Origin of the sequence: Spirosoma oryzicola (assembly GCF_021233055.1) — a bacterium.
Taxonomy (GTDB): domain Bacteria; phylum Bacteroidota; class Bacteroidia; order Cytophagales; family Spirosomataceae; genus Spirosoma; species Spirosoma oryzicola.
Genome location: NZ_CP089538.1, coordinates 2,888,148 through 2,901,945 on the forward strand (window position 1 = coordinate 2,888,148; position 13,798 = coordinate 2,901,945).

At 50.2% G+C, this 13,798-nt stretch carries 11 protein-coding genes; 8 read left to right on the top strand and 3 right to left on the bottom strand.

Annotation, left to right across the window (positions count from 1 at the left end; genetic code table 11):
* Positions 1-76: 76 nt before the first annotated feature.
* Positions 77-1,831: a T9SS type A sorting domain-containing protein gene (locus LQ777_RS12220; protein ID WP_232558209.1), complete on the bottom strand. Its 1,755-nt coding sequence runs from the start codon at positions 1,829-1,831 to the stop codon at positions 77-79.
* 614 nt (positions 1,832-2,445) lie between these two features.
* On the opposite strand from LQ777_RS12220, the gene LQ777_RS12225 reads away from it, so the two are divergent.
* The 3 genes from LQ777_RS12225 (at position 2,446) to LQ777_RS12235 (ending at position 7,393) form a co-directional block, all read left to right on the top strand.
* Positions 2,446-3,135: a 3-keto-disaccharide hydrolase gene (locus LQ777_RS12225; protein WP_232558210.1), complete on the top strand. Its 690-nt coding sequence runs from the start codon at positions 2,446-2,448 to the stop codon at positions 3,133-3,135.
* Between the two features lie 68 nt (positions 3,136-3,203).
* Positions 3,204-6,074 (top strand): PVC-type heme-binding CxxCH protein, encoded by a 2,871-nt coding sequence (locus LQ777_RS12230; protein WP_232558211.1) that lies wholly within the window; start codon positions 3,204-3,206, stop codon positions 6,072-6,074.
* A gap of 107 nt (positions 6,075-6,181) precedes the next feature.
* Positions 6,182-7,393, top strand: a complete 1,212-nt coding sequence (locus tag LQ777_RS12235) for an FG-GAP repeat domain-containing protein (protein ID WP_425276948.1) — start codon at positions 6,182-6,184, stop codon at positions 7,391-7,393.
* A gap of 59 nt (positions 7,394-7,452) precedes the next feature.
* On the opposite strand, the gene LQ777_RS12240 is transcribed toward LQ777_RS12235, so the two are convergent.
* Entirely contained in the window at positions 7,453-7,842 is a 390-nt protein-coding gene (locus LQ777_RS12240) for a VOC family protein (protein WP_232558213.1), read from the bottom strand.
* Positions 7,843-8,359: 517 nt separating this feature from the next.
* Here LQ777_RS12240 and LQ777_RS12245 point away from each other — a divergent pair.
* The 4 genes from LQ777_RS12245 to LQ777_RS12260 all read left to right on the top strand — a co-directional run bounded on the left by LQ777_RS12245 (position 8,360) and on the right by LQ777_RS12260 (position 10,933).
* Positions 8,360-8,758 carry a hypothetical protein gene (locus tag LQ777_RS12245; protein WP_232558214.1) on the top strand — a complete coding sequence of 133 codons (399 nt, stop codon included), beginning with the start codon at positions 8,360-8,362 and terminating at the stop codon, positions 8,756-8,758.
* A gap of 296 nt (positions 8,759-9,054) precedes the next feature.
* Entirely contained in the window at positions 9,055-9,333 is a 279-nt protein-coding gene (locus LQ777_RS12250) for an ATP-dependent Clp protease adaptor ClpS (RefSeq protein WP_232558215.1), read from the top strand.
* 61 nt (positions 9,334-9,394) lie between these two features.
* Positions 9,395-10,006 carry a recombination mediator RecR gene (gene recR / locus LQ777_RS12255; RefSeq protein WP_232558216.1) on the top strand — a complete coding sequence of 204 codons (612 nt, stop codon included), beginning with the start codon at positions 9,395-9,397 and terminating at the stop codon, positions 10,004-10,006.
* Positions 10,007-10,243: 237 nt separating this feature from the next.
* Positions 10,244-10,933, top strand: a complete 690-nt coding sequence (locus tag LQ777_RS12260; protein ID WP_232558217.1) for a superoxide dismutase — start codon at positions 10,244-10,246, stop codon at positions 10,931-10,933.
* A 60-nt stretch (positions 10,934-10,993) separates the two neighbouring features.
* Here LQ777_RS12260 and LQ777_RS12265 read toward each other — a convergent pair whose 3' ends face one another.
* Complete coding sequence (locus tag LQ777_RS12265) at positions 10,994-12,550, bottom strand: PAS domain-containing sensor histidine kinase (protein WP_232558218.1); 1,557 nt, start codon at positions 12,548-12,550, stop codon at positions 10,994-10,996.
* A gap of 204 nt (positions 12,551-12,754) precedes the next feature.
* On the opposite strand from LQ777_RS12265, the gene LQ777_RS12270 reads away from it, so the two are divergent.
* Complete coding sequence (locus tag LQ777_RS12270; RefSeq protein ID WP_232558219.1) at positions 12,755-13,714, top strand: isopenicillin N synthase family dioxygenase; 960 nt, start codon at positions 12,755-12,757, stop codon at positions 13,712-13,714.
* The last annotated feature ends 84 nt before the right edge of the window (positions 13,715-13,798 follow it).

Here is a 13,798-nt window from a genome sequence, read left to right on the forward strand (position 1 = left end):
CAAGATTTATTACGCAATAAAAAAGGGACGGGCTTTCGATAAAGCCCGTCCCTTTTTTTGTTGGCGTAATGGTTGCTTACTCCTTAATAACCTTCACGGTTTGCGTCTGCTGGGCGGTGCCCGCTTGAAGAAGCAACAAACCTGGTTTTACGTTGGTCAGCAGGAAATGTTGCTCCTCTACGGTACCTGGCTGCTCGATGGTCCGGCTTTCCAGCAGGCGACCCTGCAAATCCATCAACCGCAGTTGAACCGGCTGACCCTGAGCACCCCGAATCTGAACGCCTACCTGCTCGTGCGCCGGATTGCCCAGCACTTGTAGCGAAAACGCTTCGGCAAATTCGGCTGCACTTACACCGACACGTGCCCGACCGCAAGCCGCTTTCAAATCCCAGATGTAGGTAACGGTCTGTCCGTTCTGACGCGCCATGAGCGTAAAAGGCTGTACATCGCTCACTGTGCGGCTCTCTCGATCGACAAACTGATTCGGGTTCGTTGACCAGTCCGTAATGCCAATAGCTTTAAATTCGATGGTCGAGCCGTCGCCACCGGTGGTGTTGAATGTAATCGCTCCCGTAGCGCAGTCGTACGTTGGTTTGGCGAGGGCTAATGTATTTCCCGTTGGGGGTTGTACGTTGTTGCAGAAGGCCGCAAAATCAAACGTATATCGAACGGTATAACCACTTTGCGTTGCTTGTATAATAATTGGCTTTGGGTCATTCCGTAACTCCTGTTCAACAATACCGACCGTGCTGGTAACATCGGTGCGTGTTACGCCGGGTACGGTGTAGGTGATCGGTGAGCCGTCGCCACCGTTGGTGTAGAATTGGATCAGTCCAGACTGACAATTATAAAAAGGAGGCAGAATGGCTAGCCCTGTCGTGTTTGTCTGGTCGGAAACGATCAGGTTAAAGGTTGCGCTTACCGGACCGCAGTAGCCGTTGCTGGCCGTAATGGTTACCGGATACACACCCGCTTTGGCCGGAGCCTTGCCCCGAAACTTGGCGACCAGGCCCCAAGTTACTCCCCCCTGCGATGTACCTTCCGTCGAATAGGTCATTCCCTCTGGTAAGCCCTGCGCGGAGAACGAATAGATAACCGAGCGTTCGTAGCGGTTGATGTACGCGAAATTAGGATCCTGAAAGTACTTACTGATATCGTACGCGTTCAGGGTTTGGCCCGGCGACAAGGTCAGGTCCGGGATGGTATTGATGGTCATTGGTTTACCAATGTATGTGAATCGGCACACGTCTTTCAGAACGAACGAATAGTTGGTGGTGTAGCCGCTCTGCATCGCCTGAATCGTTACCGCTTTTTCGGGATCGATGCATTGTATGTTAACCGTGTTGCTGGTAGGAGACGTAAGTGCCAGATCCGATAAGGAATACGTGATTGGTGAGCCGTCGCCACCGGTAGTATTGAACTTGGCGACAGCCCCAACCGTGAAGCAGCTAAAGGTAGGCGCGATTAGTTTAAGCGGATCGCCAGTGGGCGGGGCGCTACAAAAAGCCTTTAAGTCGAACGTGTAGCTCGCTGTATAGCCGCGCTGCGTAGCCTGGATTAGAATGGGTTTAGGGTCATTCCGCAGGTTCTGCTCAACGACACCCACGCTATCGCTCGATGATGAACGGGTGATGCCCGATGCAGAATAAACAATGGGTGAACCGTCTCCGCCACTTTTGTTAAACGTGATTGCGCCGGTTGTACAGTTGTAGGAAGGCGGCAGCAGGGTTAGGGTGGACTGGGAAAAGACACTGGCTGGCAAGGCGAAACACAATAGCCATACGTAAACCAGCCATGGCTGGCTGGCTACTAATCCGTAATTGTTTTTCATGTAAAAGTGGACTGGTTTTAACGATTTGTGCAATAGTAGATAAAGAGTAGCTAGTAATCGCCATGTACGGCTTATTTAATTGCAACTAATTGTGTACAATCAGCATGTAAGCTTGATAGAAGCTGATCAAAGAATTTTTCGGTGAAAGACTGCTTGTGTAGTGTTGAAAACATAGCGTGTTGAGTGATATGAAACGTATAACTAGTTCTGTGCAATAATTAATCCATTTTCGCAAAAGTAGACTAATTAGTTTTCAATAATAGACAAAAAGTTAAAAATAGATCTATTATTTAGTATAGTAGTTAATATTATTTCATTGCCAATAATAAATAGGCATTTAGGTTACTATAAGGCTATAGTCTGGCATTATATTTTTGATAGGCTACACGTAAAGCACTAACCAGTGCTTTTTTGTCAGGATATCATCACACTGGTGGGCATCAATCAACTAGGTAATGGATAGCGACTGCTTTCATAAAAAAAAGTTAGCGGGTAACGTTCACAGTTCATAACGAATGGAGAGGAACCCCGGCGCGCGCTAAATGAGTAGTAGAGAGGCTTTTGGATGCTTTATGCCTGTAAATAAATTGGACAATGGCCAAAACGCTACGGGGATGACAGTAAACCAACATCATTGTTTACGTGGGCTGATTCAATCGAGCCAATTGCTGATTTTGCCAGTCGTCGTACTGGCTATCTTCCTGAACGGATCGGCGGTTTTTGGTCAATCGCCCGGAAAGACAGCGTCACTGTTTGACGGAAAAACCCTGACCGGTTGGAAAACTGTCAATCCGGCTCATGCTGCGCTGTGGTTTGTCAAAGACAGTGTTATCCGAAGCGGGGATGGCATCAATAAGATTCCGGAGAATACGTATCTGCACACCCTGAAAGAGTACGGCGACTTTGAATTTCGTTGCCTGTTTCGGTTGTCGGGCAATCCGGCAACGGGTATGATCAACAGCGGCATTCAGTATCGCTCGGTTATTGAAGGCGATAAAATTATCGGCTATCAGGCTGACATCGGCAATGGGTTCTGGGGTGATCTGTACGACGAACACCGGCGCGAAAAACTGGTCAGTGGTGATCTGCGTACCCTCAAACGTATGTTGAACGAAGAGGGCTGGAACAGCTACATCATTCGCTGCAAGGGAAACCACCATGAGCTATACATCAACGGCGTTAAAACCTGCGACTACATCGAGCAGGACAGCAACATTCCGCAGAAAGGCATAATCGCCGTGCAGATTCACAGCGGAGGAGTTGCCCAGGTCGAATTCCGGGACTTGACTATCGCTGAGCTTTGAGACTTTTCATAACCTAGGTAAAGAGCAGTCGCGTCGAAACGATTCCGATAACCTATTCCTTTAATCCCATGCCTATACTTTACCTAATCGTTACGCTGCTTTCGGGCTTTGTGCTATTGCCTAAAACGGTCTGTAGAGCGCAGGCTCCTGAACCAAAACCGGTTCAGGATACCACGGCGATTAACCGCGAGTATGCGCTGGAAGCAACGATGCTGGGATTCTTCGCCAAAAATGGTGCTCGCAATCCGACGTTGAAAGCGAACAAGGGCGACCGCGTCCGCATTACGATCACCAACGGGGAGGTTATGACGCACGATATTGCGCTGGAAAAACTGGGCTTGAAAAGTAAAACCCTTCAGGATAAAGGTAAGAGCACCAGCATAACTTTCACCGCCGACAAAAGTGACACCTACTTTTGTACGGTTCCGGGACACCGGGCTGCTGGTATGGTTGGGAGCTTTGAGGTGGTGGAGGGCACTATCGCCGATGCGACTATTGCCGGACAGGTGCCGGTGAAAAACGGTCAGCCGCTGAACCTGAATTTCGAAACGGGTACCCTACAGGACTGGACCGCCACGGGCGATGCGTTTGCTAGCCCCGTTTTTGCCCAGGACGACCCATCACCGGTTCACGAAAAAGACATGCATATCGGTTATGCGGGCAATTACTTCTTAAGCAGTGGTGGGACAGCCAACGCCAAACGGACCGGTACATTGACCTCTGTCCCATTTACCGTAACACAGCCCTTTGCCGCCTTCATGGTGTCGGGCGGGGCGTTGCAGGATACGCGCGTCGAACTGGTGCAGGCCGGAACGAATACCGTGCTTTTTCACAGCACCGGACAAGGCCGGGCCACGCTTCAGCCGGTTGTTGTCGATCTGCAACCGTACCTGAACAAAGACATTTACATTCGGATCATCGATAATGAAACCGGTATTTCGCAGATCCCGTACATTCCGCACGACAAGTGGGCGCACATCAACTTTGATAACTTTCAGTTTTATCCCACTCGGCCTACCTTTCCGAATGAGCTGAAACAGAAAGATATCATTATTATGCCGCCCCTCGATCCTGTCTTGCACGCTGGTCTTTCGGGTACCGAAGCGGCCAAAGTCATGACCCTGCCGAAAGGGTTCACAATTACCCTGGCAGCCGCCGAACCGGAACTGGTTAAACCCATTTGTTTCACCGTTGACGCACGCGGTCGATTGTGGGTGGTCGAAAGCCATACGTACCCCGTTCGTGCACCGGAAGGGCAGGGCCGGGACCGTATTCTGATTTTTGAAGATACAGACGGTGATGGAACGTTGGACAAGAAAAAAATCTTTATCGACGGGCTAAACCTGGTTAGTGGTATGGAGGTGGGCATGGGGGGCGTATGGGTGGGAGCCGCTCCCTACCTGCTGTTTATCCCGGCAGATTTCAAGAACGATAAACCCGCCGGACCACCTCAGAAACTGCTCGATGGCTGGGGACTGGAAGACACGCACGAAACGCTGAACAGCCTGCGCTGGGGCCCCGATGGCTGGCTCTACGGTACGCACGGGGTATTTACGCATTCGAACGTTGGGAAGCCGGGTGCACCAGATTCGGAACGGACGAAGCTGAACGCGGGCGTCTGGCGCTACCATCCAATCTCGCACCAGTTTGAGTTGTTTGCCGAAGGAACCAGCAATCCGTGGGGACTCGATTTTAACGAGTACGGTCATGCCTTTATCACCGCTTGTGTCATTCCGCACATGTACCACATGATTCAGGGTGGGCGCTACCAACGACAGGCGGGCAAGCATTTTAATCTGTATACGTACGACGATATCAAAACCCACGCCGATCATGTGCATTGGGTGGGCGAACGAGGACCACACGCGGGAAACTTCCGGTCGGCTTCGGCGGGAGGGGGGCACGCTCACGCGGGGGCAATGATCTACCTGGGCAATAGCTGGCCACAGGAATACCGCAACGATATATTTATGAACAATATTAACGGGGCTAAGCTCAATCAGGACCATCCGGTTCGGGCGGGATCGGGCTATATCGTTACCCACAAGCCGGATTTTCTGACCATGAACGATTCGTGGTCGCAGTGGCTGAACATGAAATACGACCCCAGCGGCTCGGTGTGGGCCATCGACTGGTACGACAAAAATCAGTGCCATAGCCCAAACCCCGATGTGCACAACAAAACGATGGGGCGAATTTTTAAGATTACCCACGACAACGACAAATGGGTACAGGTCGATCTGACGAAGGCATCGGATAAGGAACTGGTCAACTATCAACTCAACGGCAACGACTGGTACGTGCGCCAGGCCCGGACGATTTTGCAGGAACGCGGCCCAAACAAAAAAGTGCATAAAGCCCTGAAAGAGATTCTGGCAAAAAATACCGATCCGACCCGCAAACTTCGGGCGCTCTGGGCGTTGCACGTGACCGGCGGACTTACCGAAAAAGAGCTGATCGATTTACTGGCGAACGACAACGAATACATCCGAAGCTGGGCGATACAGCTATTGGCCGAAGACAAAACCGTTTCCCCCGAAGCGCTGAAGCAGTTTGCCGCGATAGCCAGACAGGACAATTCGTCGCTGGTCCGGTTGTACCTGACATCGGCCATGCTGCGACTGGAACCGAATCAGCGGTGGGATGTACTGGACGCGCTTGTTCAGAAAGCGTCCGATAAAGACGATCATAATTTGCCGCTGATGCTGTGGTATGCCGCTGAACCGCTGGCCGCTGTGGATATGAAACGGGCGTTGGAACTGGCTCAGAAATCAACAATGCCGAAGCATTTGCCGTACACCGTGCAGCGGATTGGCGCTATCGGTACGGAGGAGTCTAAAAAGTTGCTGAAAGAATTGCAGGACCGAGTCGGGAAGCGGGAGCACTCGCCCAAAAATCACGAGATTCAGGTGCTGATCGCGAAAGCATTGGAAGAGTAGCGATGGGCGGAACTAGGTTTTTTTAACAAACGAATCGGGATGTCATGAACGTGAAAACAGATCAGAACAGCCGGTGGGTGTTGGGCGGAGTCTTGCTTCTCTGCTGGATGACAAACGCCTATAGCCAGGATAAAACGTTGTTTAACGTACGCCAGCAACAGGCCACAAACACCAGCAGTACCAATCGGGCAACGAAATCGGTCACGCCATCCGGCGACTTCAGGAAAACGGAGCTTACGCGCGATTTTATTTCCGAAGGGGTAGCCGTCGCTGATCTGAACAACGATGGAAAACCAGACATCGTGGCTGGTTATTACTGGTTCGAAGCGCCCAACTGGACGCGCCATGAGCTCGCTCCGTCCCGTGCGTTCGATCCGCGCAAGGAGTACAGCAACTCGTTCCTGAACCTGGGTATGGACGTCAATCAGGATGGTTGGGACGATGTCGTAGTGGTAGGTTTTCCCGGAAAGCCGGGCTTCTGGTTTGAAAACCCTAAAAACAACCAGTCGGGCGAATGGAAAAAACATGTCCTGGCTGATTCGGTGGGCATCGCCAACGAGTCGCCAGGTTTTATCGACATCGATGGCGATGGCCGACTCGATATTTTGTGCGGGGATACGAAGAAGAAACAGATTGTCTGGCTAAAGTCGCCGTCCAAACCCGGTGAGACCGAATGGAAACGCTTTGCCCTGAGCAAGGAGAATGTGCCCGGCACCGAAATCTTTTCGCACGGCATTGGTTATGGCGATGTGAATAAAGACGGTTTCAACGATGTCGTGGTTCGCGAAGGCTGGTACGAAGGAACCGCCGACAAAGCATCGGGTAACTGGGTCTTTCATCCGGCCAACCTGGGCGAACCTTGCTCGCACATGCAGGTGCTGGATGTAAACGGCGACGGAAAAAACGACGTGGTAAGCGCTTCGGCTCATGCCCTGGGTGTCTGGTGGCACGAACAGGTTGCCGACGAACAGGGTAAAGTCGACTTTAAAACCCATTTGATGAGCAATACGACGGCGCAAACGCACGCGTCCATTATGGCCGATCTGAACGGCGATGGCCGTGCCGATTACATCACCGGAAAGCGATACTTGGCGCATAACGGCCACGATCCCGGCGATGGTGACGCCCCCATTCTGATGTGGTTTGAATTTACGCCCGGCAGGGAGCCGTATTACAAAGAGCACATCATCGACACCGATTCTGGGGCGGGTCTTAACATCGTGGTGCGGGATATGAACGGCGACAAAAAGCCGGATATCGTTATTGCCAATAAAAATGGTGTGTTCCTGCTAGAGAACAAAATCAGCAAATCGCGTTAGTCGGGCGGTTTCAGTGGTTCGTTTACGCCTTTCGGAGCAAGGGCCGCATTAAAATAAACTTAAGCGGTGATTTCGATCCGGTTCTGTTCAGGGTCTAGCACAACGCTTTCGTAATAGCCATCGCCCGTTTGTCGTGGTTCGCCCGCGATGAGGTAGCCATCCGCCCGGAGCCGTTCCGTCAGCGCATCAACAGCGTCCCGGCTGCCAACCGACACCGCAAAATGAGTAAGACCGATAAACTGTTGTAGAGAGTCATGCGGGCTGTCCGGAATGGTAGGCATGTGCATGAGTTCCAGGCGTGAGCCGCCGTCGAAACGTAGAAAATAGGACGAAAAGCCCTTCTGGTGATTGGTGTATTTCTGGTTAGCGATTGCGCTAAAGTAAGTCTGATAAAATGTCCGCATCTGCTCAAGATCGCGAACCCAGATAGCCAGGTGTTCGATATGCATAGTGGCAAAAATAGAGCCCAAACGGCTTGTCTGCCTAGTGCTTGGTTGATAACTATCAATGCCCGATAAGCGGATTGCCGATCACGAATACGACGGATCAAAAAACCAGCCGGATATAAGCCAAAGGGGCCGGTAATGACGTTTGGTAAACCATTCGTTATGGCTTGTGGACGTATACCTTTTACTCAATCATCGTTTGAAAGCCACTACCGGTAGTGTAGATTCGCACCCTGCGGTAATTATCTCGTTCGCAACGAAATTCGGTTGCCAATGCATGATTTTGTTGTAAAACACAATTGACTGCTTCAATCGAAAAAGCGTATCGTAGATTCGTCGAAAATAGCGATAATTTACCTAACTTACGTTTTAATCGAAGTGGCAGAAGGTACAACTATTTATTAGTAATTAATTCAATTAATTATTGAATTAATTCGTGATTATCTGATCGTGTTCTCGAAAAAACACCTTCTAATCGGTTAAAACTGGCGCTTTCTATCTGCCCACTAACGCGTGATTTATGCCTGATCGTAGTAATAAATACTCGGATACCTTTACTGAACAGCAGTATGCATCTATCATCGCAGACTGGGTTGAAGCAATGAAGCAACTTCAGCAATGGTACAACCTGCTTGATACGGCTATTGACGGGCAAAGTAATCCCTACGGCTCCGAAAATTCACGCGAAGAGAAGGGGAAGACGGCCGTAGTCGATCTAATCAAGCTAAGGACGAAGATTGACGATGGGTTGATACGCCTGACAAAGGAAGTTAGTGCGGATGATAAAGCCGCGAATGTTCCGTTGGAGCTACTCAGATTAGTGGAACATACCGAAACCGTTCTGCTTTGGTGTATCGAAGTTAAACAAGTCCTCGGGATGAACTCAGGGTCTGAATACCAATGGATCAGCGCTAATTAGCCCCGCGCTTTTTACCGGTGAGCTGAATTACTCTTTCCGTAAAGCAATCAAAAATAACGCCCGATATATCGGTTAGCAAGATACAGGAATCGCTCCGACAGCTGCCTCTGGAAATATAACGCGAAGCTGGAAATGACCATCACGAAACCGATAAAGAAATCATCAGATTAGCGGTTGTATTCAGCAGTATAAAGCAACTTTTTTGGCAAAAAAGCGGTTCTCTTAAAGCAAGACAACAGCTTTTAAAAGCGGCTGTTATGCCGTAAATTTGCTTAATAAACACCTTTTACTCGCCCATGCAACCTTTTGAAGAAACCGAAGTGGACGTTCTTGAAGAAGTCGTTGAAACAGACGTTCATAGCCTCGTAGTCTTCAATGACGACGTAAACACGTTTGATCACGTGATTGATACGCTGATCGACGTTTGTCATCACACGCCCGAACAGGCTGAGCAGTGCACCCTGTTAATTCACTACAAAGGGAAATGTGCCGTTAAAAATGGTTCGTGGGAAGAGCTTGTGCCGATGCGCAACGAAATCTGCCGCCGAGGCATTTCGGCCGAAGTTGTAAACTAGTCAAGAATGATGAGTCAATAAGGTAATTGCCCTTATTGGCTTTTAACTCAACACTAACCTCTTGGAGTATCCATCCAAACTTATAGAAGACGCAGTAAATGAGGTAGCGAAACTGCCGGGTATCGGTAAAAAAACCGCCCTCCGGTTAGTGCTCCACTTACTCAAACGGGACGAAGAACAAACCGAAACGTTGGCGCAAAGTCTGACAACGATGCGCACGCAGGTCAAATACTGCCGCAAGTGTCATAATCTGTCGGACCACGAGCTGTGCACGATTTGCGCCAGCAACAAACGGGATCAATCGCTGATCTGCGTTGTTGAAGACACGCGCGACGTGCTGGCCATCGAGAACACGGCTCAGTACAAAGGGCTTTATCACGTGCTGGGAGGGATTATTTCACCCGTCGAAGGGATCGGCCCGAGTGATTTACAGATCGATTCGCTTATCGCACGATTGCGGGGTACGGAAGGCGAACAGGTTCGGGAAATCATTCTGGCTATCAGCCCAACCATGGAAGGTGATACAACGGCGTTTTACCTACAGAAAAAGCTCCGGCCGTTCAACCTTAAGATCTCGACCATTGCCCGAGGGGTGCCTATCGGCGGTGATCTTGAGTACGCCGATGAGGTTACGTTAGGACGAAGTATTTTAAGCCGTATCGCTTACGATTAACAAAAAAGGCACTGCAAGCAGTGCCTTTTTTGTTAATCGTACGTCACTAACCTAGCGATGAGCAGCCCAATAACGTTGGAGCGGCAATTCTAGGCTATCTGGCCCCGCGCCGTCATATAACCCCGATTTTCGCGGAAATATGCCTTTCTTTGCGTTCGCAACCCATTCACTGAACATCCTTCCGAAGGATGAGTTGTACGATAAACGTTAGTTATACTTTTATAAACCAACATTCGCATGAATCGCTCCGAGTTTTTGAAATTGGCCTTTGGTGCTTCGGCCGGTTTAGTTGCTTTCCCTTCTTTTGGCTTTGCTCAGGCCGAAGGTCCGTTCAAGCTGGCTCCTCTGCCGTTTGACGCGGGCGCGTTGGAACCGCACATCGACAAAACCACGATGGAGATCCACCACGATAAGCACCACAAAGCGTATGTGGACAATCTAAACAAAGCCGTAGCCGGAACCGATATGGCGAAGATGGATATCGAGGCTCTGGTGAAAAGCATAGCCAGCAGTACACCCGCTGCCGTGCGTAACAACGCTGGTGGACACTGGAATCACACGTTCTTCTGGAACATCCTCGGTCCGAACGGAGGTGGTGCACCGAAAGGCGCGCTAGCCGATGCGATCAACAAAAAATTCAACTCGTTCGATAACTTCAAAACGGAGTGGGCGAAGGCTGCTGCGGGACGTTTTGGTTCTGGTTGGGTGTGGCTTATCAAAAACGGAAACGACATTGAAATCACGTCAACCCCCAATCAGGATAACCCACTGATGGGTATAGCCGAGAAAAAAGGTACGCCCATCATGGGACTCGATGTTTGGGAGCATGCCTACTACCTCAAGTACCAGAACCGGCGGCCTGAGTACGTCACGGCAGTCTGGAATGTATTTGACTGGAATAAAATCGGAAAGAATTTTGCCAGCTAGTACGCAGTACGTTCATGGTTCACGGGTTTCTTTCGTGAACCATGAACATCATTGTATCTTCTAAGCCGTTGTATGCAGCGGCAGGTAGACATGAAAGGTAGTGCCGTAATTGACTTTGCTTTCCAGCGTAATCGTACCGCCATGATTTTCCGCTACCCGCTTGCAGGTCGCCAGACCAATCCCCGAACCAGTGAACTGCTGTCGCCCGTGCAGTCGGGTAAATAAGCCAAAAATCATTTCGAAGTTTTCGGGGTCAATCCCAATACCGTTGTCCTCAATACTGAACAGGGCATACTCCTGAAGGTGATCGACACCGGGAAATTCAGGCACATCGCCACCGCGAACAAGTTGGCCAGTGATACTTACCTCGGGGCGTTGGGTAGGCCGCACAAACTTTATGGCGTTCGTCAGTAGATTTTGGAATAGCTGTCGTAGCTGCGTTTCATCGCCCGGCACCATCGGCAGATTTGGGTCCGATTTAATCACCGCTCCTCGTTCTTGTATGGCAATTTCCAGGTCATTCTGAATGCCGCTCAGCAGTTCGCTGACATTAATCAACTCTTGTTTCTGAAACTTGGCCAGACCACTGGGCGTTGTAATACGCGCGTAAGAGAGCAGGCTCTTGATAAGATCGTTCATCCGGTCGGCGGCTGACTGCATCCGGTGGACTATATCAACGCCGGTTTCATCGAGCTGCTTCGTATACCGTTCACCTAGTATATCGCCGAACGATTTGATTTTTCGGAGCGGTTCCTGCAAATCGTGGCTGGCAACGTAAGCAAATTGTTCCAGGCTGTGGTTCGATTGCTTTAGATCATGGTTCATTCGTTGCAGCGTCTGCTGCTGGCGGAACTGTTCCGATATATCCCGGTAGACGCAGATACCCATGACAATATTGCCTCGTTCATTGCGTACCGGCCCCACGTAGCATTCACACCGCCAGCCACCCCAATGATCGCTGAACGAGTGCTGCTCACCCATCAACGCCGTGCTGATGTATCGTTTCCAATCGTCCTGATAGTTGGGTAAGATGGTGTCGGTAATGCGCTGGCCGATCAGTTCATCGGCGTTGCTGCTTTTGAACAGTCCCGGCAGATTACCATTGGCAAAAAGGACTTTTTGAAAATAGTTAACAACGACCACGCTCATGCCCGGTACGCTGGACGACAGAGTTTTAAACAAGATCGATTCACCCAGCAGCGTCTGTGATGCGTTTTTTAACGCGGTAATGTCGGTAAACGAAAGTACGGCGCACTGCCCATCGCCCAGCGGTTCGATGCAAAGGTCAAACCACAGTTCTTGCCTGGTATACGACGTTTGGTAATAAAAATCGCTGTGCTGACTTTCTCCGCTTTCAACTACGTCGGCAACTTTACTCCAGAGAGGAGCCAGCGTCTGCGGCAGGAGCTCCGCAACTGTATGCCCCAGCATGCTCTCCCGCTTGAGTCTGAGCGTTTTTTCGGCCTGTCGATTGGCCAGTTGAATGGTAAATGTTTCAATATCGCCATCCTTGTTACGGATGGCCTGGGCTACTAAAATGCCACTGGCCGACTGATCCAACGCTTTTTGCCAAAGAGTAGCAGGCGTTTGTAGTGGATCGGCGATGTTTACTTTCATAGCAGTGGAAGGCATGCCGCCGGCCGCCGGGGCCGAGCAGTTAAAAAGACTTAAGCACAAATTAACAGTCGAGTGCGTAGAGTTGTTAACAAAATTTATTCTACAGCACTTGACTTATTCTTGGTTTCCTGATGTCGTGAGGCTTCTAAAGCCTCGTGGACAGATTGAGTAATCTTTTGTACTTTTGTAAAAACAGTTTAGTGTATGTCATCACAAGAGTTATACGATGAAATCCCGTCCCTGGATTTGGCCGATTTCACGTCGGGAGATCCGGAACGTAAGGCGCGCTTTGTTGCGGATTTAGGTCGGGCGTTCAATCAGATTGGCTTTGTTGCCATCCGTAATCATGGCTTAACCGATGAACTGACGCAGCGGCTTTACGATACGGCCAAGGCGTTTTTCTCGGCTCCGGACGACATCAAGAAAAAATACGAGCACCCTGAGCTGCACGGTCAGCGGGGCTATATCGGAAAAGGAAAGGAGACGGCAAAGGGATTTAAAGTTGCTGATCTAAAGGAGTTTTACCACATCGGCCAGCCTGCGCCAGTAGGAGATATGCCTGCTAATGTGTTTCCCGACGAATACCCGGAATTTGGAGAGGTTACCGTAAAAACGTATCAAACGCTTGAAAACGCGGGCAAACAGTTGTTACGGGCCATTGCTTTATACCTGGAGCTACCCGAAACCTACTTCGACGACAAAGTCAAAAATGGGGATAGTATTCTGCGGGCGCTTCACTACTTCCCGCTCGACCCGGACAAAACGCCCGAAGGTGCCGTACGGGCTGCTGCCCACGGCGATATCAACCTCATCACGTTGTTGATGGGTGCGTCGGCGGACGGCCTGGAAGTTCTTCGTCGGGACGGTAAATGGATTGGTATTACGGCGCTACCGGATCAGGTTGTGGTTAACGTCGGCGATATGCTCGATCGGCTGACGAACCACAAGCTGAAGTCAACGATTCATCAGGTGGTAAACCCACCCCGCGAAAAAATGAATCAGTCGCGCTACTCGATTCCTTTCTTCATGCATCCCCGCAGTGATATGGATCTGACGAGTCTCGAAAGTTGCATTGATGCCGAGCATCCAAAGCTATACGTGGACATGACAGCCGGTGATTTCCTGAACGAGCGGTTGATGGAACTGGGACTCAAAAAAGCGTGATAACGCGGCTTTTCTTACCTACTGCCTTGCCAACCTGCCGATCAAATCAGTCGTCAGTCGTTTATACCAGAATTTAACTCGTTT